22 protein-coding genes and 1 pseudogene are annotated in these 26,434 nt (G+C 43.8%); 6 read left to right on the forward strand and 17 right to left on the reverse strand.

What is annotated here, in order from left to right:
* The 4 genes from F9817_RS03245 to F9817_RS03255 form a co-directional block, all read right to left on the reverse strand.
* The coding region (locus F9817_RS03245; protein WP_202436331.1) for an integrase repeat-containing protein at nt 1-412 on the reverse strand (412 nt) is incomplete at its 3' end.
* Nucleotides 412-609 (reverse strand): tyrosine-type recombinase/integrase, encoded by a 198-nt coding sequence (locus tag F9817_RS23925; protein WP_345789709.1) that lies wholly within the window; start codon nt 607-609, stop codon nt 412-414. The genes F9817_RS23925 and F9817_RS03245, both read right to left, overlap by 1 nt.
* The gene (gene gmtY, locus F9817_RS03250) at nt 600-1,706 is read right to left on the reverse strand and encodes a gamma-mobile-trio recombinase GmtY (RefSeq protein WP_237476187.1); all 1,107 of its coding nucleotides are present in this window, start codon (nt 1,704-1,706) and stop codon (nt 600-602) included. Before gmtY ends, F9817_RS23925 begins: the two co-directional genes overlap by 10 nt.
* Before the next feature lie 2 nt (nt 1,707-1,708).
* Nucleotides 1,709-1,858, reverse strand: a complete 150-nt coding sequence (locus tag F9817_RS03255) for a hypothetical protein (protein ID WP_161153534.1) — start codon at nt 1,856-1,858, stop codon at nt 1,709-1,711.
* Between the two features lie 488 nt (nt 1,859-2,346).
* Between F9817_RS03255 and F9817_RS03260 the strand changes: the two are divergent.
* The 3 genes and pseudogenes from F9817_RS03260 to envZ form a co-directional block, all read left to right on the forward strand.
* Nucleotides 2,347-2,691, forward strand: a pseudogene (locus F9817_RS03260) (GreA/GreB family elongation factor); the annotation flags it as partial.
* A 231-nt stretch (nt 2,692-2,922) separates the two neighbouring features.
* Nucleotides 2,923-3,642, forward strand: coding sequence for an osmolarity response regulator transcription factor OmpR (gene ompR, locus F9817_RS03265; protein WP_161153535.1), 720 nt, complete (start codon nt 2,923-2,925; stop codon nt 3,640-3,642).
* A gap of 61 nt (nt 3,643-3,703) precedes the next feature.
* Nucleotides 3,704-5,026, forward strand: a complete 1,323-nt coding sequence (gene envZ, locus F9817_RS03270) for a two-component system sensor histidine kinase EnvZ (protein ID WP_161153727.1) — start codon at nt 3,704-3,706, stop codon at nt 5,024-5,026.
* Between the two features lie 32 nt (nt 5,027-5,058).
* On the opposite strand, the gene F9817_RS03275 is transcribed toward envZ, so the two are convergent.
* The 7 genes from F9817_RS03275 to gmk form a co-directional block, all read right to left on the reverse strand.
* Nucleotides 5,059-6,441, reverse strand: a complete 1,383-nt coding sequence (locus tag F9817_RS03275; protein ID WP_161153536.1) for a uracil-xanthine permease family protein — start codon at nt 6,439-6,441, stop codon at nt 5,059-5,061.
* Nucleotides 6,442-6,862: 421 nt separating this feature from the next.
* A complete protein-coding gene (locus F9817_RS03280) occupies nt 6,863-7,429 on the reverse strand; it encodes a hypothetical protein (protein WP_161153537.1) in 567 nt (188 codons plus the stop codon).
* Between the two features lie 125 nt (nt 7,430-7,554).
* A complete protein-coding gene (recG, locus tag F9817_RS03285; RefSeq protein ID WP_161153538.1) occupies nt 7,555-9,633 on the reverse strand; it encodes an ATP-dependent DNA helicase RecG in 2,079 nt (692 codons plus the stop codon).
* 141 nt (nt 9,634-9,774) lie between these two features.
* Nucleotides 9,775-10,461: a tRNA (guanosine(18)-2'-O)-methyltransferase TrmH gene (gene trmH / locus F9817_RS03290; protein WP_161153539.1), complete on the reverse strand. Its 687-nt coding sequence runs from the start codon at nt 10,459-10,461 to the stop codon at nt 9,775-9,777.
* A 72-nt stretch (nt 10,462-10,533) separates the two neighbouring features.
* Nucleotides 10,534-12,663, reverse strand: a complete 2,130-nt coding sequence (gene spoT / locus F9817_RS03295) for a bifunctional GTP diphosphokinase/guanosine-3',5'-bis pyrophosphate 3'-pyrophosphohydrolase (RefSeq protein WP_161153540.1) — start codon at nt 12,661-12,663, stop codon at nt 10,534-10,536.
* Nucleotides 12,664-12,700: 37 nt separating this feature from the next.
* Nucleotides 12,701-12,973, reverse strand: coding sequence for a DNA-directed RNA polymerase subunit omega (gene rpoZ, locus F9817_RS03300; protein ID WP_161153541.1), 273 nt, complete (start codon nt 12,971-12,973; stop codon nt 12,701-12,703).
* Between the two features lie 110 nt (nt 12,974-13,083).
* A complete protein-coding gene (gene gmk, locus F9817_RS03305; protein WP_161153728.1) occupies nt 13,084-13,713 on the reverse strand; it encodes a guanylate kinase in 630 nt (209 codons plus the stop codon).
* A 414-nt stretch (nt 13,714-14,127) separates the two neighbouring features.
* On the opposite strand from gmk, the gene F9817_RS03310 reads away from it, so the two are divergent.
* A complete protein-coding gene (locus tag F9817_RS03310; protein ID WP_161153542.1) occupies nt 14,128-14,802 on the forward strand; it encodes a 7-cyano-7-deazaguanine/7-aminomethyl-7-deazaguanine transporter in 675 nt (224 codons plus the stop codon).
* Between the two features lie 94 nt (nt 14,803-14,896).
* Here F9817_RS03310 and F9817_RS03315 read toward each other — a convergent pair whose 3' ends face one another.
* Together F9817_RS03315 and F9817_RS03320 are read right to left on the reverse strand one after the other, a co-directional pair.
* Nucleotides 14,897-16,600, reverse strand: a complete 1,704-nt coding sequence (locus F9817_RS03315; protein WP_161153543.1) for a sodium:solute symporter family protein — start codon at nt 16,598-16,600, stop codon at nt 14,897-14,899.
* Between the two features lie 12 nt (nt 16,601-16,612).
* Nucleotides 16,613-16,879, reverse strand: coding sequence for a DUF4212 domain-containing protein (locus F9817_RS03320; protein ID WP_161153544.1), 267 nt, complete (start codon nt 16,877-16,879; stop codon nt 16,613-16,615).
* Between the two features lie 487 nt (nt 16,880-17,366).
* Between F9817_RS03320 and F9817_RS03325 the strand changes: the two genes are divergently transcribed.
* Complete coding sequence (locus F9817_RS03325) at nt 17,367-19,139, forward strand: potassium/proton antiporter (RefSeq protein ID WP_161153545.1); 1,773 nt, start codon at nt 17,367-17,369, stop codon at nt 19,137-19,139.
* Between the two features lie 16 nt (nt 19,140-19,155).
* Here F9817_RS03325 and F9817_RS03330 read toward each other — a convergent pair whose 3' ends face one another.
* The 4 genes from F9817_RS03330 to F9817_RS03345 form a co-directional block, all read right to left on the reverse strand.
* On the reverse strand, nt 19,156-19,785 hold the full coding sequence (locus tag F9817_RS03330) for a response regulator (protein WP_161153546.1): 630 nt from the start codon (nt 19,783-19,785) through the stop codon (nt 19,156-19,158).
* A gap of 212 nt (nt 19,786-19,997) precedes the next feature.
* The gene (locus F9817_RS03335) at nt 19,998-21,803 is read right to left on the reverse strand and encodes a protein-disulfide reductase DsbD (RefSeq protein ID WP_161153547.1); all 1,806 of its coding nucleotides are present in this window, start codon (nt 21,801-21,803) and stop codon (nt 19,998-20,000) included.
* 195 nt (nt 21,804-21,998) lie between these two features.
* Nucleotides 21,999-23,450, reverse strand: coding sequence for an aspartate ammonia-lyase (gene aspA, locus F9817_RS03340; RefSeq protein WP_161153548.1), 1,452 nt, complete (start codon nt 23,448-23,450; stop codon nt 21,999-22,001).
* Nucleotides 23,451-23,810: 360 nt separating this feature from the next.
* On the reverse strand, nt 23,811-25,739 hold the full coding sequence (locus tag F9817_RS03345) for a sensor domain-containing diguanylate cyclase (RefSeq protein ID WP_161153549.1): 1,929 nt from the start codon (nt 25,737-25,739) through the stop codon (nt 23,811-23,813).
* A gap of 193 nt (nt 25,740-25,932) precedes the next feature.
* Here F9817_RS03345 and F9817_RS03350 point away from each other — a divergent pair, with 193 nt between their 5' ends.
* Nucleotides 25,933-26,418: an FxsA family protein gene (locus F9817_RS03350; RefSeq protein WP_161153550.1), complete on the forward strand. Its 486-nt coding sequence runs from the start codon at nt 25,933-25,935 to the stop codon at nt 26,416-26,418.
* Nucleotides 26,419-26,434: the final 16 nt, after the last annotated feature.

Consider the following 26,434-nt stretch of genomic DNA (forward strand, 5'->3'; position numbering starts at 1 on the left):
ATTGAATGCCCAATCCTATCGNGGCTTCGCTGGCCTCTGCGTATGTCGAATAGAAAGACCGCTTCTCTTTATCCAGAAAACTAAACCAATCAACCCAGTCAGCGGCATAAAGCGTATTTGGACTCGCGGGAAGAAGCACATCTTCTTTGTAACGCTGCTTATATTCTTGAAACGATTGAATGCCCAATCTTATCGCTGCGTGGCTGGCCTCTGCGTATGTCGAATAGAAAGGCCGCTTCTCTTTATCCAGAAAACTAAACCAATCAACCCAGTCAGCGGCATAAAGCNTATTTGGACTCGCGGGAAGACGCACATCTTCTTTGTAACGCTGCTTATATTCTTGNAACGATTGAATGCCCAATCCTATCGCTGCTTTACTTGCTTGGTTTATAGTTGTGTAAAACTTTTTCATCAGTGAGCGTCTCTCATTTGACGACGAACCTCATCGTCAGAAGGTTTCAAATAAACCAAACAACTATCAGGGCTTTTATGGTGCATCGCTTTTTGAATCTCTAGCTGAGAAAAACCTCCTTGGCTTAATCTATAGCCGTAGGAATGGCGATGAGCGTGTGGGGTTGTCCCTAATGACTTGGATGGTTCTAGTCCAATTCGACGAACGGCTCTATTATGCTTCTGATAGAAATTTTTTTACTCTCTGGATTTCCTTTTGAGTTAACAAAAAGGAACGGAGATTCTGAAGAGGGTTTAGTCGCAAGGTACTTTTGTAGTACCAGAGTAAATTCAACAGCTTTACTTGCTGGATAAAACATCACATCAAAGGATAGGTTGCGATTTGTAAGCAAAGGTCCTTTCCAGCCAGCATATAGTCTATGGCTTCTCGAATACTCATTCCTTGGATTTAGTCGGTATTTGGTAGCCAAGTATTCATTTCGTTTACAGAAACGTTCATCTGGCGACTGTCCATCACTAGGATGAAAAACCGATATGAGAGCTGAGCCTGATTTCTGGTCTAGATGCACATCATGGACATATATATGAAAACACTCCGACAATCTCAACCCACCGAAATGCATCAACATTACAATCAACTGGCTAGCATAATCCGGTTCTCCTGACGGAAAAACAAACCCATGAAGCAGTAAGTCTTCAATTCGGGTTTCTGGAAAGCGATATACCGATTCGATATCAAGTAGGTGCCTCTCAGGCCCTCGAATCATTCTAACAACTGAGAATTGCTGTCGGGATGGATTAGCTAAATGATTCAGAAAGCTACGACTGTGCCTCCTGTAGTAAGCACACCATTGCAAACGTTCTTCTGTATGAGTTGCTTTCCTTAAGTGATTTAGCTTGGGTAAGTCAGTTCCATAAACAGTATCGAGGTAGTCACAATAATCCGTAATATGGCGAAGAAGAACATTTACGTCTTCATTTCTCCGAGTCGACCAGAATAAACCAGAGCTGTCTTGCCCATCTTGAATTGTTCCAAACTGTAATGCTTCAACAAACGCTCTGAGCAACTCTGTAGCTGATGAGAAGTTTGATACTTGGCGCTCTATAAACTTTAAAAGAAGCTCTACCGCAAAGGTATTTCTCTCCATCCAAGATGGTGATTTACCTCGGTTAGAATATAAGTACCTCAAATGAGAAATCAGCAAGCCACTCTTAGTGAAGATGGCAGGAAGGTTATGTGATAAAGACGCCGCACTAGCCTTATAAGAAACTCTTCTTTTAAGTGTATAACCCATTCTTACTCACTTGATTTCGGTGACGTTGAATCGTTGGTGTCGCGATCAGGCTTGCCTGAAAGATTTTTGTACTCCTTCGCCGTCTTAATCTTCAACTTTCTTGCAGCTTCACATGCTTCTTGATAGCTAGGATAGAATTTTGATTTTGACATACTAACTCCTATAACTAAGTGACATTACCTTCATAAAAATTAAGGATTCCTTCATATACTTATTTCAGTAAAAAGTGCTGGAAAGCGAAACGAAGGCCGGCTGCTCCCTGCTTTGTAGTTCACTCCTCGTTTAATCACAAAGCTCATTTCTTTTCTTGTTCGAGGTAGTCACGCCATCCAGACCAATTCTTGCTGTAATAGTCAGTCATACATATTGGTAGATGTTTAAACTGTTGCATCCTCTTATATTCCAGTTCATTGATATCTGAGAGTCGAAGACTGTTCTCTAAAAAATCACGCCAACTCGTCCTTCGCTTGTCATTATTCATGGAACACCTCAAACACTAAAAAATTATTAACATACTACTTAGTATATAGTTGATGGTTCTCACCAATTCAAATGACTGAACTTTGAAATCAGATCTGTCTATATCAGATATTTAAAAGTAGTATTGCACCTATTAGTACGTTCTTAAGAGTAGAACTAATACCAGTACAACAAGCGTTTACTGCGTCAAATTGATCGTCGAGTACGCTTTCTACGTAAGTTTCTGCCGGAAGTTAAAGTTGTTGATTATTCGCCAGAACAAGATGGCAAAGTATTCTTTGGTGCTTGGGTTGAGATTGAAAATGAAGCGGGTGAGGTAAAAACATTTAGAATTGTTGGTCCAGAAGAGATTTATGGTGATGCTAAAGACTATATTTCCATTGATTCGCCAATGGCTCGTGCACTGTTGAAAAAAGAAGTGGATGATGACGTTGAAGTGAACACGCCTCTAGGAGTTAAAACCTGGTTTATCAATAAAATAGAGTATCCTGGGGCCAATAACTAATACGCTATGCACGATAGGCAGGCTCAGTGATGGGCCATTGATAGCTAAAACTGTGATGTTCCCCAACGCATTAGTGTTGTTTTATCGGTTAGATGGACAGACTAAAGTGACAGGGACTATGTTTGAAGAAACAAACGTTAACAATTGTTTTTCACCAATATTTATTCGTGGTGTTACATTGGCATCCCTGAAAGGAAAGGATATTGATGATGTTAGTCGGTGAGGACGCTCATGCAAGAAAGTTATAAAATTCTGGTTGTCGATGATGATGCTCGCCTGAGAGCTTTGCTAGAACGTTATTTGTCAGAACAAGGTTTTCAAGTTCGTAGTGTTGCTAACAGCGAACAGATGGACCGCTTGTTAACTCGCGAAACGTTCCATTTGATGGTACTGGATTTAATGTTGCCTGGTGAGGATGGGTTATCGATCTGTCGCCGTCTTCGCAATGCTAACAATATGCTACCTATTTTGATGCTGACGGCGAAAGGCGATGAAATCGACCGTATCGTTGGCTTAGAGGTTGGGGCAGATGATTATCTACCGAAGCCTTTCAATCCTCGCGAGTTGCTTGCTCGCATCAAAGCGGTGTTACGTCGCCAAGTGATGGAGGCGCCAGGAGCGCCAAGTTCAGAGGAGTCTGTGGTTGAATTCGGCGAGTTTCGCCTGAATTTGGGAACGCGTGAAATGTACCGCGGCAATGAACCTATGCCACTCACTTCCGGAGAGTTTGCAGTATTGAAAGCATTAGTACTGAATGCGAGAGAACCTCTATCGCGTGACAAACTAATGAATATGGCTCGAGGCCGTGAATACTCTGCGATGGAGCGGTCTATAGACGTGCAAATTTCTCGCTTGCGTCGCATGTTAGAAGTTGATCCTAGTAAGCCACGCTATATTCAAACTGTTTGGGGACTTGGTTATGTATTTGTCCCTGATGGTAAGCTTAAATAGTCTTTCAATAGGTGCCCACGCGGCACCTTTTCTCATTTCTTCCTAGGCACAGTCTATGCGAATTAACATCCGTAGCTCGATTACTCAATCCATCTTTTTATTTCTCAGTTTATTGATAGCGAGCCAAATCTACTCTTATTACGCGGTATTCAATTACGCATTGATGCCGAGTTTACAGCAATTCAACAAAATCTTAGGTCATGAGATAAATTTAATGTTGGATGGCTCGGTTAAAGATAATCATTTGTCACTCGATGCACCGCAGCGTCAGCGTGTACTCGAACAGCTCGGTGTTACCATTCACAGTGAAGATAGCCCAGAAGCTGAAGGGTATCAGCATGGCGTGAGTATTGACCTGATGAGCGAAGAAATGAGCGAGGATTTAGGGACTCCAACTGAGGTTCGTATGGCCTTGGGCAAAGATAGCTATGTATTGTGGGTAAAAATTGAAAATTTACCTGGGCAACTGATTCGTATCCCATTATCTGAATTGCATGAAGGGGATTTTGCTCCTTTGTTTCGTAACAGCATCATCATGGCGTTTGTGATTGTTGTTGGGGGATGGGCCTTTATTCGTTGGCAGAACCGGCCATTAACGGCGTTAGAAAAAGCCGCAAAACAGGTTGGGCACGGTGAGTTCCCTCCAGCTCTTCCCGAACGAGGAGCGACAGAAATTCGCTCAGTGACTCGCTCCTTTAACCAGATGGCACAAGGTATTCAAGCGTTAGAAGAAGATCGAGCTCTATTGATGGCAGGGATCAGTCATGATTTGAGAACGCCGTTAACTCGAATCCGATTGGCAACGGAAATGATGTCGCCTGAAGACAGTTATCTTGCAGAAGGTATTATCAGTGATACTGAAGAATGTAATGAGATCATTAGCCAATTTATGGATTATTTGAAGCCTGTCAATTTAGATAGCTTTGAAGCGGTTGACCTTAATAGTATTGCAGAGGATGTTGGATCGGCTGAAGCAATGGCGATTGAAGGCGATGTCATCTGTGATTTAACCCCGAATTTGGTGTCTGCTAAGGGAAGCCCTATAGCCATTAAACGAGCGTTGACTAACCTAGTGGTGAATGCGGTTCGTTATGGTAACGGTTGGGTCAAAATTTCATCTGGAGTAACGGCTGATCGTAAAATGGTATGGTTGAGCGTAGAAGACAACGGTCCAGGCATTCCAGCGAGTGAAGTTAATAAGGTGTTTGAACCTTTTACGCGCGGAGATCAAGCTCGGGGTAGTGAGGGAACAGGGTTAGGTTTAGCCATTGTTAAACGCATTGTCAGTCAGCACCATGGAGCGGTGGCTGCCACAAACCGCAGTGAGGGTGGTTTAAAAATGCAGATCAGTTTCCCATCCGTTCCAAAAAAGAAAGGGAGCTAACTTAGCTCCCTCACATCTATTAGCAGCGGTAGTTACGCATTCTCAACGTCATCTTTTTCCGCCATATGTTCTGGCAATATGATATTTAAGATGATGGCCGTGATACCGCCTGCTGCGATACCAGTCGAGAACAGGTTCTTAATAAACTCAGGCATGAATTGAAGTATCTCCGGTTTTTGTGAGATACCAAGACCCATTGAGAATGATAGTGCCATGATCAGTACTGCGCGGCGATCCAATTCAACACGTGAAATAATTCGGACACCCGCTGCTGCGATCGTACCAAACATAACGATAGTTGCACCGCCTAATACTGGTTCAGGAATCATTTGTACAAAGCTTGCAACGCCTGGGAATAACCCAAGAAGAACCAGCATACCAGCGATAAAGTAACCCACATAACGGCTTGCTACACCAGTTAACATGATGATGCCGTTGTTTTGACTGAAGGTTGAGTTTGGAAAACTGTTGAAGAAAGCCGCTAATGCTGAGTTAAAACCATCTGCCAAAACACCACCTTTGAGGCGTTTCATGTAAATAGGGCCTTTTACTGGCTCTCCGGATACTTCTGAGGTTGCAGTAATATCACCGATTGCTTCCAGTGCTGTAATCAGAAAGATGAGCACGAGAGGAATAAACAGCGACCAATCAAAGCTCAAACCAAACTGCATTGGAATCGGCAGGGCGAATAAATCATTTTGGTGTTGTTTAGAAAAATCGATCATACCCATAAAGTAAGCCATGATGTATCCCACTAGCATGGCAATGACGATTGAGGATACGCGAATATATGGATTGCGCGAACGGTTTAAAATCACAATCATTGCTAACACTGTGCCTGCTAGGGCCAAGTTATGCAGACTGCCAAAAGTGTGATTTCCCATTGCTGAGTAGCCACCACCCATAGAGATAAGACCCACATTAATCAGAGTTAGTCCAATCAGTGTAACTACGATGCCAGAGACCAGCGGTGTGATAATGCGTTGTGCAAACTCTAATACGCGAGACAGCAAAATTTCTGCCAAAGAGGCGAATAAGATGGTGCCAAAAATGGCTGACATCATGGTTGGCACATCAGCACCACCCTGCTTTAAAGATAATCCTGCACCAATAATTGGACCTAAAAAGTTAAAGCTGGTGCCTTGAATTGAAAGTAGGCCAGAACCGATAGGACCGATGGTTCTGATTTGAATAAAGGATGAAACACCTGAGGCAAAAAGCGACATACTGATAATCGTATTGGTCTGCTCTGGGGAGACGCCGAGAGTTTGACAAATGATCAGTGAAGGGGTGATCACAGCAACGAACATAGCGAGCAGGTGCTGTAATGCCGCAAAGATGGTTTGAGGTAATGGCGGTCTGTCATTAAGTTGGTAAACCAATTCGGATTTACGTCCGGCGTTGTTGGTAGTCATAGTGTTTTCCTAGTTTTCAAATCTAAGCTTTTACCGCGCTGAATGGGCGATAAAAGTCGAGCAGATAATCTATCTGTGATTGCTGTTAATCAGAACCTGCCCTAGATTGGGGATCAATATTGATCTTGGTTAGTCCATCATGATCGTAAAGATAGTGGAGTGAAGCAAGGATCAAAATATTGAAAATAGGCGGCGATTATAGAGGCTTGCGATCAAAAAGCAAACGTTTGCTAGTTGGTTTTAATGACTTTTTTGACCATGTGGACAAGTATGTATTAGGAAAGAGTAACTTAGTTGTATTGCAAAGAGAGTTATATACCCCAATGGCCATTTGATACAGGGGGTAGAGCATAGGCTAAGCCCAAAGAAAGGAAGGTATGGTCACTCCCTTTCAATGGTATCGATGTGATTGCTTGGGAAGTTAATCGAATTGGTATTCTTGCTGACTATTTTTTTTCACCATGCCAAACCATGAAATAGCAGGGAATAGTAGCGAACGAACATAGCCACAATAGACAATCAGGGCGATGGCTAAACCTAGAGATACAAGAATTGTTGGTGTCATTGTCATCGCATGCTGGTGGAGGGCAACCACTGCGAGCACGACAAACACTAACCCTGTTGTCATAAAGTTGGTATAGGCTGGAAATCGGTGACGCAGCATACCAAGCGCATTAAGTAAGGGGAAAGCCACGCCAATGGCTAAGGTAAATAGCCATTCCAAAGCCCCACGCTGATACTCGACTTGAGTGACAAAATAATGAGCAAAAAAGGTGAGGGGAAGGGTCAATAGCGCAACAAGCGTGATCAAAATAGTACGTAGCTGGCGCGTTTTGAGTATGTTTTCTGGTGTCGCTGTGGAAGCAATAAGAAAGGCAACATGGCTCTCTTTTGGGACTTTTTTACGAAATTGTTCAAACAGTGCTGCTTTGTTTTCCCCATTAGCAACGCGATTTTTAATTTCGTCGATCAGTTCTCGGGTATTCATGCATTTGCCTTAGTCTTTACTCATAACATGTTTGGCATTCTAGCGATTTAAACGCGTAAACAACAGTCGCCACTAAGTATTGTGTATGAACTCGTACAGTGTGGTTGGAACATAAGCCAAAAGATTTACGCTTTGGAGTACATATCTCGATTGCCTAACCAACGATCAATAATTGCTTGAGCATGTTGCGGGAAATTATCGTGAATGTGACGAGAAATACGTTGCACCTCAGGAATTAATCGCTGATCACGCATAAGGTCGGCAATCTTAAAATCGGCCATCCCTGTTTGTTTCGTCCCCAGTAATTCTCCCGGACCACGAATTTCTAAATCACGTTGAGCGATGACAAACCCATCGTTACTTTCGCGTAGTACCCCCAAGCGTTTTTGGGCCGTTTTAGATAGTGGTGCGTGATAGAGCAAAACACAGTGACTGGCAACCGAACCTCGTCCAACGCGTCCACGCAACTGGTGTAATTGAGCAAGGCCAAGACGCTCTGGGTTTTCGATGATCATTAAGCTCGCATTGGGTACATCCACACCAACTTCGATAACGGTGGTCGCAACCAGCAAGTGCAGCTCATTGGCTTTAAAGGAACGCATCACTTCCTGCTTTTCAGCAGCTTTCATACGTCCATGTACCAGACCGATTTTTACATCAGGCAGAGTTCGTTGTAGTTCTTCGGCAATATCTGCTGCCGCTTGTGCTTCTAATACTTCAGATTCATCAATTAAAGTACATACCCAATAGGCTTGTTTACCTTCAGTTAAGCAGGCGTGGCGCACTCTCTCAATAATGGTGTCTCGTTTAGTATCTGGAATCGCCACGGTCTGAATGGGCGTTCGTCCCGGTGGTAGCTCGTCGATCACTGAAGTTTCTAAATCCGCGTAAGCGGTCATCGCTAATGTACGTGGAATGGGAGTTGCCGTCATGATCAATTGATGCGGTACAGCGCCTTGCTTAACCCCTTTTTCGCGTAGCTCTAAACGCTGATGCACACCAAAGCGATGCTGTTCATCAATAATGACTAGCGCCAGGTTTTTAAAGTTCACATGTTCTTGGAAAAGAGCATGGGTACCCACCACCATTTGTGCGTCACCACTTTCGATACGAGCAAGCTCAGCATCTTTTGCTTTCCCTTTTAATTTGCCCGCTAACCAACCGACTTGAATACCCAATTGTTCAAACCAACCCGCAAAGTTAATGGCGTGCTGCTCGGCTAATAGTTCCGTGGGAGCCATTAGAGCAACTTGATAACCATGGGCGATAGCTCTGACCGCAGCGAGTGCTGCGACTAGGGTCTTACCTGAGCCAACATCACCCTGTACTAGACGCATCATGGGGTGAGGTTTGACTAAATCTTGCTCAATCTCTTTAACAACACGATCCTGTGCATTGGTCGGGCTAAATGGCAGTTGGCTTAGAAGTTTCTGTTTTAGCTCGTTGGCTTCAGGCAATGGGAATGACTGTTCCAATTGTCCTTGGCTGCGTACAGAGAGCATCGATAGGTTCTGTGCCAGCAGTTCTTCCATAATTAAACGAATTTGAGCTGGATGACGCCCTTCATCAAATAAAGAGAGGTCGATATCGGCTGGTGGGCGATGAATAATGTGTAGAGCTTGTCCCATGGTCATCTGATGGTCATAAAGCCCTGATGGTAATAATTCCTGAACGGCGGCTTTATCGAGTAATTCAAGCGCTTGGTCGGTGAGGTTACGTAGAGTGATTTGGCGTAATCCATCTGTCGTAGGGTAGACAGGGGTGAGATTGGGCTCAACATCGGGCTTCTGTGCTGGTGCGTAAAATTTGTAGTCTGGATGAATAATTTCCAAGCCACCATTACCGCGTTTAATTTCGCCATAGGCATGTACCAACTTACCTTCAGTAAAATTGTTCTTCATTCCTGCGGTGAAATTAAAAAAGCGTAACGTTAGCGTACCGTTACCATCACTGATTCGCACTGTCAGCATTTTACGTCGACCAAAAATGGTATCGACTGCCATCACCTTCCCTTGTACCGCAGCCCAAATTCCAGGATGCAGTTTTATGATGGGATAGATACGGGTGCGATCTTCGTAACGAAGAGGCAAGTGAAACAGGAGATCCTGTACAGAGACTAAACCAATTTTTTCCAGTTTTTCCGCGACTTTTGCTCCTACACCAGAGAGTGACGTCAGTGGAACAGCGGAAAGCAATTGGGACATAGATAAGCTCTTCGTTACCGATAAAATAGATAAGTTTATTCAAACACTGGACTGTGTTTTTGTACAGGGAAAAGTTTGGGAAGTTGGAACTGTATGCCGGAGACCCCTACTTTTTTGCTGCTCCGGCTGATGAGATGAGACCTATTTACGTTGCATCTCTTGCCACCAAGAAGAGTCAGCGACAATTTGGCCTTCGTCATCAAGGGGTGGATAAGGGAGCTTTTTACGTTTAGCCACTTTCGCTAATACCGGATGACCACGCTCAAATAGGATACGCTGAATCGTTTCTTCATCTAACACACTTTTATCACGGTCATATAGTCCAGCTAATTGGCGCTGGCGTTGTGCCTCATACAGAATCAAAGCACTGGCTACCGATACATTCAATGATTGAACCATGCCGACCATAGGGATCACAATATCCTGGTCTGCCAGTTCGAGTGCTTGTTGTGAAATTCCGGTTTTTTCACTCCCCAAAATGATTGCTGTCGGCTTGGTATAATCGATGTCTCTAAAATCAACTGCAGTGTCTGATAGGTTGGTGAGCAGTACTTGCATACCTTCGCTTTTTAGAGTGGTCACCGCTTCTTCAATGGTGTCGTGGGTTTCTACTTCAACCCAGTTACGAGCGCCTGCAGAGGTATGCGAAAGAGTGCGCATACTGTCGTTTGGCCATACTGCGTGGATTTTATGAAGACCTGTAGCATCGGCGGTGCGAATGACCGCAGAAACGTTATTAGGCTTGTGAACTTGCTCTAAGCAGAGCGTGAGATCAGGTTGACGTGCTTTTAGCACTTGTTGAATACGAGCGTAGCGTTCGGAATTCATTAACGGCGTTCCTTAATATTCGTTCCTGATTCCTGAGCGTATCAGGAGCCAGGAACAGGAACGGGGACGGAGTTAGTATTTTTTGCGTCTGACTTTTAGCGCATCGTGCATACCACGAATCTTACGCATAATGCCAGCTAAGTGAACACGGTCCTTCGTCGTAAGAAGGACAGTAACGGTATAAAGCCTACCGTCGCGTTCTTCTGTTGAAAGTCCTTGAATGTTCGAACCCGTTTGCGAAATAACATTGGTTAATTCAGCAAGCGCACCTTGGCGATTAAGAATATCAACACGCAGTTCAGCAATGAAATCTTGGTCGTAGTCATCGGTCCATTCAACTGCCATGTATTTCTCAGGTTCTTTTTGGTAACCGCGTACATTCGGACATGTTTCGCAGTGTACCACCAAGCCACGGCCAGGGGAGACATGAGCAATAATGGAATCATCAGGAATCGGATGACAACAGTTCGCAAACGTCAGCAAAATACCTTCGGCGCCGCGAATCGGCATTTTACGTTTATTGCTAGTGGATGCTGATTGTTCTTTTTGCTCTTGAGAGAAGTCATCACCATCACCAAGTAAGCGGCGGGCAATGACAATACTCATTAATTCACCCAGACCGATTGCCGCTAACATATCATCAACAGAGGCGACTTTAAGATCGACCAGCACTTGATTAACGACATCTCCGCTGATGTCATTAAGTGATAGTTCACCTAAAGCATGGTTCAGCAAACGGCGCCCCAACATGACTGAATCTTCACGGCGCATTGTTTTCAACACTTGGCGAATCTTAGTTCGAGCTCGTGATGTCACCACGTAGTTAAGCCATGCCGCATTTGGTCTTGCACCCGGTGCACTGATAATTTCTACGGTTTGGCCGTTTTTCAGCGGTTTACTTAATGGGTAAGGGGTTCGATCTACACGCGCACCAACACAGGAGTTACCAATGTCAGTGTGCACTGCGTAAGCGAAATCGACGGCTGTTGCGCCTACCGGCATTTCAACGATACGGCCTTTTGGTGTGAAAACGTAGATCTCATCTGGGAACAGATCCGATTTAACGTTTTCGATAAACTCAAACGAGTTACCTGCGCTTTGTTGCAGTTCAAGTAAGCTTTGCATCCAGCGTTGCGCTTTGATTTGGGCTGTAGTGCCCGCACGCTCACCATTGGATTTATATGACCAGTGTGCTGCCACACCCTTGTCTGCCATTTGGTCCATATCTTCAGTACGAATTTGTACTTCAACAGGAACACCGTGTGGGCCGACCATAGAGGTATGCAGAGATTGGTATCCGTTGGCTTTTGGTACCGCGATATAGTCTTTCATACGGCCAGGACGAGGCTTATACAAGCTGTGAACTTGGCCAAGAACGCGGTAACAAGTGTCTGGAGTATCGACGATGACGCGAAAAGCGTAAATGTCCATAATAGTATGGAAACGCTGTTCTTTGGTCTTCATCTTGTTATAGATCGAATAGAGGTTTTTCTCACGACCAACAACGCGAGATTTCAAGCCAGCATCTTGCAAACGGCCTTCTATTTCGTTGTGGATACGCTGAATCATCTCTTTACGGTTACCGCGAGCAGCTTTGACTACTTCTTTAAGAACGCGATACCGGTTTGGATATAGGGCTTCAAAACCCAACTCTTCGAGTTCGGTTTTTATATTATGAATACCTAGGCGATGGGCTAGGGGGGCATAAATTTCGAGGGTTTCGCGAGCAATACGGCGACGCTTATCCGGGCGTAAAGCACCCAATGTGCGCATGTTGTGCGTGCGGTCCGATAGCTTGATAAGAATGACACGGATGTCTTGCACCATTGCAAGAACCATCTTACGGAAGTTTTCCGCTTGCGCTTCTTTTCTATCTCGGAATTTCAGCTTATCCAGTTTTGACACGCCATCAACCAGTTCGGCAACGGCATGACCAAATTGGTCTTCCAGCTCTTCTTTAGACACGGCGGTATCTTCAATAACATCGTGCAAAAGAGCGGCTTGCAGGGTTTCTAAATCGAGGCGCATTTCAGCCAAGATTCGAGCTACTGCAACAGGGTGGATAATGTATGGTTCCCCGCTAGAGCGGGTTTGCCCTTCGTGGGCATCTCTTGCTACCACATAAGATCGACGTAGAGCCTCTAGTTGAGGCTCTGTCAAATACTCTTGGGCAACGTCCTTGAGGCTATCGAATAGATACAAATTTCAGGCCCGAGTGTTAATTTATGCCGATGCAGAATTAACGGTTGTGTACGATGCTGCTTACTGCTGCCAATTCTGCTGCTTCTTGCTCTTGCTGCTCTTGGCGTTCGCGTGCATCTAGCACTTCTTTAGTGATAAGACCTTCTTCGATTTCGCGTAGAGCGATAACCGTTGGCTTATCGTTCTCTTCCGGCACTAGTGCATCTTTACCGCCAGTTTGCATTTGACGAGCGCGGCGAGCCGCAATCAGAACTAAGTCGAAACGGTTGCCAACTTTTTCAACAGCGTCTTGAACAGTTACGCGTGCCATGAGAACTCCAAATAGTTAACTAAAATGTTGAATGACGAGAAAGTATACAGTCTAATGCGTCGATATACTAGCAACAGACTGTGGATAAAATTGTTTAAGGTGAACCCAGCTTACGCTTTGTCCGCCAAAAGTGCAGAGAGCATACTGCTATATTTAGCAGTTTGCTTATCTTGCTTCAATCTTTCTGCGCGAATGATTGCTTTAAAATCCATGATCGCAACATCAAAATCATCATTGATGATGACGTAATCGTACTCATCATAATGAGAGATTTCAGCTTGAGCCTCGTTCATGCGTTTGGCAATCACCGCTTCGCTATCTTGACCACGTGCCGTTAAACGGCGTTCCAATTCTTCGCGAGAAGGTGGCAGGATAAAGATGCTTTGAGCTTGAGGCATTTGTTTGCGAATTTGACGCGCGCCTTGCCAATCAATATCAAGAAAGACATCTATCCCTTTTTCTAAGGTCTGCTCAATCCAAACGCGAGACGTGCCGTAGTAGTTACCGAACACTTCGGCATACTCCAAAAACTCGCCTTTTTCGATCAGCTCTTCAAAGTGCTCTTTTTGTACAAAATGGTAATGACTACCATCTTGCTCTCCCGGTCTCATTCCTCGCGTTGTATGCGAGACAGAAACTTTCATTGCGTATGTTGGGTTACGTTCAAGCAATGCTGAAATTAAGCTGGATTTACCAGCGCCACTCGGTGCTGAAACGATATAAAGAGTACCTTTGCCCATCTGTTCGGTTCCACGTTTGGTTGGGATCGCGTACAAAAAAATCGCTTTTTCTGTACCCTAAAGATAGCACTGACCTAAAGTCTTCACAGTAGATTATGAAGTTGAAGTCAGAAAAATGGAGGCGAAGATTACCATGATCCTAGGGATCTTCTCAAGAAAAAGCTTACCTGTTCGTCAACACTATGATTCTTTTGATCAAAAAGGAAAGCGTCGATCATGGGTATCGTTTGCGTACAAGATAATAATTTTTTGTGTCTTGCTGCTAGGTTTAAGGCGCGTATAATCTGCCTTCATTCATCATAATGATGACCCTTTTTGTAATTCATATTTCGGTGAGTTACAAAATATGACTATTGTTAGGAAATTTTTCCGTTTGGGTTCCCTCGCCCCCAAATCAAACTAAAAAGGTAATCTATGAGTTCGTTTACCCCTGCGCAGCAGCGCAAAGCCCTTTCTTTCCTCGTTGTGTTTCACCTGCTGATCATCGCATCGAGTAACTATTTGGTTCAAATCCCTTTTACTATTTTTTCTTTTCATACCACCTGGGGTGCATTTACGTTTCCGTTTATCTTCTTAGCAACGGATTTAACTGTGCGGATCTTTGGTGCGTCAATGGCAAGAAAAATCATTTTTTTGGTCATGATTCCAGCCTTAGCATTTTCGTATCTGCTTTCAGTGTTGTTTTTTAAGGGTAGCTATCAAGGATTGGAAACATTAAGTCACTTAAATCTCTTTGTCGCACGTATTGCGACTGCCAGTTTTATGGCTTATTTGTTAGGGCAGATTATGGATGTGTCGGTATTTAACCGCTTACGTCAGATGAAACAGTGGTGGATAGCTCCAACCGCTTCCACTTTGTTTGGTAATGCGCTCGATACCATCGCCTTTTTCGGTATCGCTTTTTATCAAAGTCCCGATCCTTTTATGGCGCAGCATTGGACAGAAATTGCGACGGTTGATTACAGTTTTAAACTGATTATTAGCTTAGGCCTTTTTGTGCCGTTGTATGGTGTGTTATTAAATTATCTGGTGAAAAAACTCACTACGCTAAATCCAGCATTTAAAGCAAATTATATGCAGGCCCGATAGTGGCTTAACATTGTCTTGATAGAATTGGCGAGAAAAAGCCCAACCAGTTGATAAAGTGGTTGGGCTTTTATATGCGTATGGCTTTCACAACCGATTAATGGTCTTGAGCTGCTCCCGCACCTTTTGGATACCGAATAGACTCAACCATCTCTTGTACATCCTCTGGTACTTCTGCGGTGAATTTATTGACGACGATGGACACCATAAAGTTCACACACATACCTAATGTACCAATACCTTCAGGGCTGATACCAAACCACCAATTATCAGGGGTGTTAGCCGCAGGATTGATGAATTTAAAGTAGATGATATAAGCCGCGGTAAACGCGATACCCGAAAGCATGCCACAAATCGCACCTTCCTTGTTCATCTTCTTATAGAAGATGCCCAAAATAATGGCAGGGAAGAACGAAGAGGCCGCTAATCCAAAGGCAAAGGCGACCACCTGCGCCACAAAACCGGGTGGATTGATACCGAGATAGCCTGCACCAACAATCGCTAAGACGGCAGCAAGCCTTGCGGCGAGGAGTTCTTGCTTATCCGTCATGTTCGGCCTGAATCCTTTTTTGAGTAAGTCATGAGATATTGAGGTGGAGATAACGAGCAATAGCCCTGCAGCAGTTGATAATGCCGCTGCCAGACCACCTGCCGCTAAAAGTGCAACGACCCAGTTAGGAAGTTTTGCCAGCTCTGGTGATGCGAGTACGATAATATCGCGGTTAATGGTCATTTCATTACGGGCGTCGCCAGCGTAGAACATACGACCATCACCGTTTTTATCTTCCCATTTTACCAGTCCAGTGCTTTCCCAGTTTTTGTACCAACTTGGCGCTTCAGCAGCAACAACGCCGCGCATATCTTTGCCGTTAATAGTCTCAATCATATTCACACGTGCAAAGGAGGCAACCGCTGGTGCAGTGGTGTACAAAATAGCAATAAACACCAATGCCCAACCTGCTGAAATACGTGCATCAGAGACTTTCGGTACGGTGAAAAAGCGAATAATAACGTGTGGTAACCCCGCCGTTCCTACCATCAAAGCTGCACAAATAAAGAAGACATCCACCATACTCTTTGAGCCATCGGTATAGGCGGTAAACCCAAGTTCTTGAGTTAAGCCATCGAGCTTATCAAGTAAATAGGTGTCGCTTCCTACCGTTGTAGAACCAAAGCCGATTTGAGGGATAGGATTACCCGTCATCATTAGTGAGGTAAATATGGCTGGCACCATAAACGCAAAAATCAGCACGCAGTATTGAGCTACTTGAGTGTAAGTAATGCCTTTCATTCCGCCCATTACGGCGTAGAAGAACACGATTGCCATCCCAATAATGATGCCCATGTTGATATCTACTTCGAGAAAACGAGCAAATACCACTCCCACGCCGCGCATTTGGCCGGCAACATAAGTGAAAGAGACAAAAATGGCACAGAATACGGCGACCATGCGTGCTGTTTTAGAGTAATAACGATCACCGATAAAATCGGGTACGGTGAATTTACCAAATTTACGCAAGTAAGGGGCTAGGCACAGAGCTAACAAAACGTAGCCTCCTGTCCATCCCATAAGATACACGCCACCATCGTAGCCAATAAACGAGATGATTCCCGCCATTGATATAAATGAGGCCGCTGACATCCAATCGGCCGCGGTTGCCATCCCGTTTGCCACAGGGTGAACACCACCACCAGCGACATAGAATTCGCTGGTTGATCCTGCGCGAGCCCAAATGGCGATGCCGATATACAGTGCGAACGTCAGTCCGACCAAAATAAATGTCCAAGTTTGAATATCCATAACAAACTCCCTTTAGTCTTCGTGTACGTTGTACTTCTTATCGAGTGCATTCATGCGCGCGACATAAACAAAGATCAAAGCCACGAAAGTGTAGATCGAACCTTGTTGTGCGAACCAAAAGCCCAATTTGAAGCCACCAAATTGAATGGTGTTAAGGGTATCAACAAACAAAATACCCGCCCCGTAGGACACGGCAAACCATACAAATAGTAGACCGCCCATTAAGGCGAGGTTTTCTTTCCAGTAGGCTTGTGCATGTTCGTTAGATTCAAATGCCATGGCCATCTCCTTCTGCAATGTCTGAAAGCATTGTTTTGTTTAATAACTAATGTTAATACAATGTTACAGGTATGAGATTAGCAGTAGAGACAGGGGCTCTCCTTGCAACTTTAGTCTTGGGGGAGGTGGGCGACGAAATGGTTAGAGGGACAAGAGAACGAAAAGTGAGAGTTTGATCTTGTTTAAGAGGGCCGTTTTAATCCTAAATCTATGTAAATTCATAGAATTAGACTAATAAAATTATTGACTATGACGATTATGTTCAATTTAAGGTAATGATTTAAATCGATATTTAATTAATATAGCCAAAGGTATAACAAGTTATTGTCGCTCAATGAGAAAATACTGGGCTTAATTCGCGGCTAATGACACAAATTAAGATACACTAAGTTTACATGATATTGTTGCATATACCCAAGTAACAGCTGGGTGTGGCTCGTTATGTACCAACCAGTGGATAAAAATATAATTTCAAAAGGAGATTACGTTGGACGCTATTACGATTAATAGCTTTTTTCTTATCGGGGCGGCGTTGATTGCGATGAGTGTGCTGTTAAGCCCTGTCTCATCAAAATTAGGTATCCCAATTTTATTGGTGTTTTTGTTTGTTGGCATGCTGGCTGGCGAAGATGGTCCGGGCGGAATTCAATTCGACAATTACTCGACAGCCTATCTAGTGAGTAACCTAGCACTTGCGGTGATTTTGCTTGATGGTGGGATGCGTACGCGGGTCGCAAGTTTTCGGGTCGCATTTTGGCCTTCGGTTGCGCTAGCGACTATCGGTGTAGCATTAACAACAGTGATCACTGGATTGCTCGCGGCATGGTTGTTTCATTTATCGTTATTACAAGGTTTTTTAGTTGGGGCAATCGTAGGGTCTACGGATGCCGCATCTGTTTTCTCGCTACTAAAAGGGCGAAGCTTGAATGAACGTGTCGGTGCAACATTAGAGATTGAATCTGGTACCAATGATCCGATGGCGGTCTTTTTAACGGTAACGCTGATAGCGGTGCTTGGTCAGGCTCAAGCGGATATGGGGATTAGCTTCTTTGCGATCAGTTTTATCAAGCAATTTGGTGTTGGTGCCGTATTAGGTCTCGCTGGTGGCTGGGCTCTGTGGATGATTATTAACCGCAGCACGTTACCTGAGGGCTTATATTCTATTCTGACATTGAGTGGTGGTTTGGTTATTTTTGCGCTATCAAACTATTTGGGTGGGAGCGGGATCTTATCTATCTATTTGGTTGGAGTATTTATTGGTAATCAACCAACTCGTAGTCGTCACTCGATCCTAAACATACTCGATGGTATGACATGGCTTAGCCAAATAGGCATGTTCTTAGTTCTCGGCCTATTGGTGGTCCCAAGCCATCTATTGGAAATCGCCGTACCTGGTTTAGCTCTTGCCATTGGTATGATTTTATTAGCAAGACCGCTTTCCGTTTGGGTGAGTTTAATTCCTTTTCGTAGCTTTAGCGCTCGTGAAAAATGGTTTATTTCTTGGGTTGGTTTACGCGGGGCTGTACCGATTATTTTGGCGGTATTCCCAATGATGGCTGGATTACCTAACTCGCAACTTTACTTCAACTTAGCTTTCTTCGTTGTTATGGTTTCGTTGATTGTGCAAGGTGGTTCGTTGACCAAAGCGATGAGTATCGCAAAAGTTGAATTACCGCCTAAACCTGAGCCTATTTCGCGCGCCGGGGTGGAAATTTATCCCACCAGTGAATGGGAGTTGTTTATCTATCGCTTGAAAGCGGATAAATGGTGTATTGGCGCTCCGATTCGTAACCTATTTATGCCGGAAGGAACACGTATTGCAGCCGTGTTTCGCGATCAAAACTTGATGCACCCATCGGGTAGTACCACGTTACAAGAAGGTGATACCTTGTGTGTTTTGGCGCAAGAAAAAGATCTAGAAGCGCTGAGTCAGTTATTTAGTGAAGCTCCTGAAAAATCGTCATTAGCCCGTTTCTTTGGTGACTTCTTCCTAGATATCAACGCGAAATTGACGGATGTTGCTTTGATTTATGGCTTAGATCTGGGCGAATTTAATGTGGATATGACGTTGCATGATCTGGTTATGCAGCATTTAGGTGCGACGCCAGTTCTTGGTGACCATTTCGAATGGCAGGGCTTACAGTGGATTGTAGCTGACGTGCTGGATTGGAAAGTAACGCGTATTGGCCTGCGTCTTCCCGATGAGGAAGACAATCAAGAAGAACGAGAAGAAGAGAGTGAAAGTACAGTGGTTAGCTAGTGGCTAACCACCCCATCTAAAGATGTAGATCCTGTAGCAAAATGACCGCCTGAGTGCGGTTTTTCACGCCTAACTTACGAAAGATAGCCGTCATATGAGCTTTAATGGTCGCTTCAGATACATGAAGCTCATAGGCTATCTGTTTGTTCAGTAGTCCATCTGACAACATCCCCAATACCTTATATTGTTGAGGTGTTAACGCTGCAATACGTTCAGCAAGATCATTCGTTGGTGAGTTTTCATTAACTAGTCCTTCAGGGAAGTAAGGATCCCCCGCTAAAACTTGATTCAATGCTGCAATTAAGCTTCGCATATCACTTGATTTAGGAATAAAGCCAAATGCGCCATGGTGTTTTACCTGTGTGACAACAGAGGATTCTTCACTAGCAGAAATGACGACTATTGGTAAATCAGGGTAGTCGTTACGCAGTTGTACTAGGCCTGACATACCATTAGCTCCAGGCATTTTTAGATCGAGGAGTAACAGATCTACATCAGGCTCTTTCTCTAGTAATTGTGTGAGGGCATCATGTGAATCTGCTTCTAAAAGGTTAGCGCCGCTTACTGCCATATGCACAGATTGAAATAGGGCATTACGAAACAGAGGATGGTCGTCAGCAATAATAATGGTGTAAGTTTCATCCATAACGTTAAACACTTTTAACAATTAGGTTAAAAGAAGTATGTTCACATTTTGTAACTTGAACAATATTTAGCCGTTAAAAGTCTGAACTATATCCGGTTTTGCTGATGTTCGTTGTTGAATATGCTGGGGGAGATCTCATTGAGATAAGGTGATTTTTTGTTAAAAAACACCTTATATACCCAAGTAACCTCAAGATGGTGTTTCAGTGAGAATTAAAGCTGATTGTTATTTAAGTGATGAAGAAAATCATCGGCACTGAGAAAACCGCTCACTCGAGCTTGAGTACGATGATTCCCCTCTGTATCCCAAAAGTCGATAGTCGGTAAACCAAGTACCTTAAGATGCTTAAGTAATTTAATGTCTTGGGGCTGATTTTTGGTAACGTCAGCTTGAAGCAACATAAATTGGCTTAGATGTTGCCGTACTTGTGGATCACTAAACGTATATTTTTCAAACTCTTTGCAAGCGACACACCAATCCGCGTAAAAATCGAACATGACGGGCTTACCTTGCGCTTTTGCTTGTGCAAGTGCATCGGTTAACTCTGCCACATTATGGATACGCGTAAACTCTAAGTGGGAGGTTATCTCGCCTACTGGAGTTTTGGTTGGTATGGCATTTGTTGATTGTTGCCAAACTCCCCAAAGGGGTTGGATTGAAAGCACTAACCCAATAATAGCGATAATCCCGATTAAACTGGTGCGCCAGCTTGAGGATTGCGCTTGGTGTTTCACATGATAGAGCCAACCAAATCCAAATAAACCTAGCGCTGACCACAACACAGTTATCCAAATATCGGGAAAAATACGCTCTAAGAGAAAAATAGGAGCGGCAAGTAAAATAAAACCGAACAGAGTCTTAACATGGTTCATCCAGTTACCTGTTTTAGGCAACAGACGCTGACCAAACATCGCGGCAAGAATTAATGGAATTCCCATGCCGATTGAGAGAGCGTACAAGGTTACTGCACCAGTGGTGAGATCACCACTTTGTGCGACGTAGAGCAAGGCTCCGGAAAGTGGAGCTGTGGTACAAGGAGAGCAAACCAAGCCAGAAATCGCCCCCATGATCAGCACGCCAAGGCTATTGCCCCCTTTTTGGCTATTACTTAATTTGTTTAACCAAGTTTGCGCGCTACTTGGTAATTGCAAGGTATATAGGCCAAACATGGATGCGGCGAGTAAGATAAATAAGACACTCAAGGCAATCAACACCGCGGGCTGCTGCAGCGCCGCTTGAAACTGTATTCCTGCTGACGCGACCACGAGGCCTAATAAGGTATAAGTGATCGCCATACCCTGCACATAAATAACACTTAGCATTAATGCTCGGCGTAGAGATAGCTTGCCACTGCCTAACACGATACTGGTTAAAATTGGATACATAGGCAGCACACAAGGCGTAAACGCTAAACCGATACCGAGCAATAAAAATAGGAGTGGCGTCCACCAATGCTCAGCAAGATTTTGCGCCAAAGACGTCGATGTTCCAGCTTCGGGTGCTCCATTGCTCTTATTCCGTTGAGTAACACCTGTTTCTGTCTTGGTCGTTGATGGCGTATTGTTAGCGGCGCTAAATGATTCAATATCAATGGTTCTTGTTTCTGGCGGATAACAAAATCCAGCTTTAGCACACCCTTGGTAACTGACGGTAACTTGACTGCCAGCGGTAAAATCCTTTAACGGTAGGATGATAGATAACGGTTGGGTGTAAATATGAACTTGACCAAAAAACTCATCATTATGCGGAGTCGCGTGGGGGAGTGTGTAGTCGCCTAGAGTGACACCTTGCGCGGAGATGTGAATCCTTTCTTGGTAAAGGTAATAATCGGGTTTGATTTGCCAATCTAAATAGAGTTGGGTTCCTTGCTGATAAGAACTAAACGCAAAGGCTTGATCAACAGTAACAAATTGCTGTTGTTGATTAGGTAATTTGAATTCACTGCTATCGCCGAAAGCCGCTAATGTGCTAGGCACATAAAGAGTGAAAATCAATAAGAATGCAAAAACACGGAGCATAAATGATGGTATTCCCGACGTTGTAGCCATTGCTAATGGGTTGAATCGTAGCGCATCTCGGAGAGTTTGGATATGGTCACGCTAATGCGGCATCGCAAATTATGACCTGCATGGCAGTCTGATGTTCCCATCAAGTTGGGGAATAGATGATAAAAAGGCTTCCAGTTGGAAGCCTTTACTCATTATTGGATAACGTTAGACGTAACGTTGCCCTTTATACTGAGGACGCATTAAGTTTTCTGTGGCGAAAATATCATCCAGTTGCTCAGTGGTAAGCAAACCACGTTCGAGCACTACTTCACGGACACTCTTACCTGTTTCAGCACAGATTTTACCCACGATATCACCTTCGTGATGGCCGATGTATGGGTTGAGGTACGTGACGATACCAATGGAGTTATGTACATAACCTTCACAGATCTCTTTGTTAACTGTAATACCGTCAACACATTTATCACGTAGGTTTACACACGCATTAGAAAGCAGTGAGATAGATTCAAACATGCTTTGCGCGATTACCGGCTCCATAACGTTGAGCTGTAGCTGGCCACCTTCTGCGGCAAAAGATACTGTGTTGTCGTTACCTAATACTTTGAAGCAGACTTGGTTTACCACTTCAGGTACAACTGGGTTTACTTTCGCAGGCATGATAGAAGAACCTGCTTGTAGTTCTGGCAAGTTCAGTTCGTTAAGACCAGCACGAGGGCCAGAAGAGAGTAGACGTAAATCGTTACAGATTTTAGAGAGTTTAACGGCAAGACGTTTAAGTGCGCCGTGAGACATCACGTAAGCACCACAGTCTGATGTTGCTTCAATCAAGTCTTCAGCAGGCACAACTTCAAGTCCAGTTACTTCGGCAAGGTGTTTAACCGCAAGTTGCTGGTAACCATCTGCCGTGTTCAAACCTGTGCCGATTGCTGTCGCGCCTAAGTTTACTTCGAGAAGCAGTTTTGACGTGTACTGAAGTGCGCGGATTTCTTCGTTTAGAGTGATAGCCCAAGCGTGGAACTCTTGACCAACGGTCATTGGCACTGCATCTTGAAGCTGGGTACGACCCATTTTTAGAATGCTAGAGAACTCTTGGCTTTTGAGTTCAAAAGCTGCTTTTAAGTATTCAATCGAATCAATAAGAGTTTGAATGCTGTTGTAAACAGCAATACGGAAACCTGTTGGGTAAGCACAGTTAGTAGATTGGCTACGGTTAACGTGATCATTTGGGTTAATGAACTCGTATTGACCTTTTTCTTTACCCATGAGTTCTAAAGCAAGGTTAGCAATCACCTCATTGGTGTTCATGTTAACCGATGTACCAGCACCACCTTGGAAAACATCTGATGGAAATTGGTCCATACATTTGCCAGTTTCTAAAATTACGTCACATGCTTTGATGATGTAATCAGCAACTTGCTTTGGCAATACACCTAGCTCTTTGTTCGCTAGTGCCGCTGCTTTTTTCGTCATGACCATGCCACGGACGAACTCTGGTACGTCGGATATGGTGACGTTAGAGATATTGAAGTTTTCAATAGCGCGTAAGGTATGGATACCATAATAGGCGTTAGTGGGTACTTCACGTTGACCGAGCAAGTCTTCTTCTAGACGTACGGTCGGTGTTACGGCTTCAGGGGCACTGTTTTGAGTTGCCATAAAGAGTCCTTAAGAAAGATGCTGATAAAATCCGTACTGATAGTCAGAAATCCATTAAAGCGAGATTTAGTAATATAAAATATGGCCTGACTGGTTTTTTCAGAGAGAATCATACTTGAACTTTTGGCGTAAAATAAGTGGGTAAAGTATTTTTTAGTAACGAAAAATGTATATATGGATCACATTCATAGAATGTGGCTCAATGGCATAGAAAACACTATAAGAATCAGGATTCACAGAGTATTTCTGGGTGTGAAATAATACTGGTGCAATGTGACTTTTTAGGGCCCCAAATAAGTGCAAAAACGCCGAATAAACGGCGTTTTCCCATATTTAGAAAATACTAGAATTAATCTTAAATTAAGGGTTATTCACTTGGGTTTCACTGTCACTTTCAACCAAGCTTAGCCTCTCAATACCATGAATAGAAACACAATTTTTCCCTTTGCGTTTTGAACGGTACAGCGCTTGGTCGGCATAACTAAAGGTTTGTTGCGGATCTTCAGACACTAAAGCAATGCCTGCGCTGATACTGACATTATGTTTTGGCCAACTAGCGATCGAAATCCGAATACGATTCATTAAATTTGCGGCATGCTTTAGATCGCTATGTTGCACAATAACGGCAAACTCATCACCTCCAATTCTTGCGATAAAGTCAGTATCGCGAAGTAACGATTTGAGTTGAACAGCAACAAACATAATGACTTCATCTCCTACCGCATGTCCTTGATGATCGTTAATAGATTTAAATGAATCGATATCAATAATGGCTAAGCAGCTATCCGTCTGCTCGGGGTAGCGCTGTTTAAGTCGAGAGTAGTATTCCAGATTTTGATCAAATTTCTTTTTGTTCCATAGCGATGTTGTCGGGTCGAGCTCGCTTTTTTCTTTCAAATCCATAATGGCTTGGTGATGAGCTGAGATATCAGCAAAAGAGTAAACATAGAAGTCGACATGATTACGTTTGCTTTTCAATGCTTTTACCGATGTTTGGCACACGACCATTTCACCGTTAGGCGATTTTAAGACAAACTCTCCTTGCCACTCGCCAAGTCCTTCAAGTGCATTAAGCATCTCTGCTTGAGTTTCTTTGGTTGGTTGAAAATAAAGTAAATTCTGTCCTGATAAGCGTGACGAGCTGATTCCAACCAAATCACTAAATTGATTGTTCGTGCGCAAAATTTTGTGCCGGTTATCAGTTAGAGCGATCGCCATACCATTTTCCATGACGAACTCAGCGTAGGTTCGGTCCATTTTGTTCTGACGATAGGTTTCCCACAATTGAGCCCAAAGTACTGAGAATAGGCCACAAGCAAACCAAATAAGAACGGAATCTGACTCAATCACCCTGTCTCGAGCTGCGTAAACTTGCGCGAGTTGTTGTGGTGAGTAATGTGTGATGATGCTCATAGGGCCAGAATTGGCAAACAGTGCATTCGCAAAAGGTTGGAATACATAAAGGCCATTATCAGTATAAATCGAACCCTGCCGGTTGGGTCGATCACTGATGGCTTGCCATACATCAGGTTGTTCAGCGGGTAAATTAAACGATGCTCGCTCTAATATCAGATCGCCAAATAATTTATGGTTGTCACTACTGATAATATAGAACCCGCTTTTATCGACAAAATCGACACTGAGGTTTTGCGAATTTTCTGTGACGTTGTGGATTAGCGCAAGTACATCGAGGTTAGCAATAAAATAACCTAAACGCTGCTTAGGTGCATCGATTGGGAAGATCAAACGCAGTCCAGGTTTGTACGGAATCACTGGCTTTTGATGTTCATACTCTAAATCAATCCCGAAAGCTCCTTCTTCTCCTGGTTTTAGCTGTTGTGCATAGTGAAAGTAGTCGCGATGGCCTTTGCTTTGGAGCATGGCCGTTGGGACCACATAAGGAAACTCTTTATCTGGCGTATAATCGATACGAATATTTTCATTGCCGGATTTATCTAAATAGCGCAGTTGATAAAAAAGTTTGGAATTAAATGAAGTGAGATACCACTGGCTAGTTAGATAGTGCTTCAGTTTTTCACTGGGGTGCTCAGCATAGTCGTACAATAGTGCAGACCGACTCAGTTCATCAAAGGTTTGCTGAATTTGTGTTGATGTTCGGTTCGTACGCGTGCTGACGTAGGAGAGAAATTGAAATCCTTGTTTCTCAACTTGTTGGCGCAAAAATTCGTGAGCCGTCGATGTCTGATAAAAATAGTATGCAACAGGAATCATAGATGCGACTAGCCAAAGTAACGTTGCTTTGTGAAGAGTTCTCTTAAATCGTTTCATTATGGTATTTGTTGATTAAGAAGATGACTCTTTGAAAGTTAGACCAGCCAGCGTGCTTTTTCCATATATCGACTTAATTTTAGGTTGCCGACGAAAATTCAATGTCATGTTTGATCACATTTTTGTGTTCTAGGGACTCCTTGTAACAAAAGTTATGACAAGCTATTGTGGTCAGCCAACCCAAGGAGGCTTTGTGTTCCCGATTATTTTACTGTTGTTTATTGCTGTTCCAGTGATTGAAATTAGCTTGTTTATCCAAGTCGGAGGTCTGATTGGCCTGTGGCCGACCATTGCTTTAGTGCTCGTGACTGCTGTAGTCGGGGCGTCATTGGTTCGCAGTCAGGGAATTCAGACCTTAATGACAGTGCAGCAACGTCTGCAACAAGGGGAATTGCCAGCACAGCAAATTTTTGAAGGAATTATCCTTGCAGTTGCGGGGATATTACTACTAACGCCTGGATTTCTAACGGATATCACCGGAATGGTTTTGCTCTTGCCGCATCCTCGTCGTATTGCTGCAAAATACTTGATGGGGAAAATGGTCTTAACCAATATGGGAGGTGGCTCTTTTCAATCGGGTTACCATGATCCATTCGGTCGTTCCCAACAAGATGGGCATACTTTTGATGGTGAATTTGAGCGTAAAGACGATGATGATGAACAGCATCGATTGAAATAATACAATGAAGGAGCGA

Origin of the sequence: Vibrio eleionomae, assembly GCF_009874545.1 — a bacterium.
GTDB classification, from domain to species: domain Bacteria; phylum Pseudomonadota; class Gammaproteobacteria; order Enterobacterales; family Vibrionaceae; genus Vibrio; species Vibrio nitrifigilis.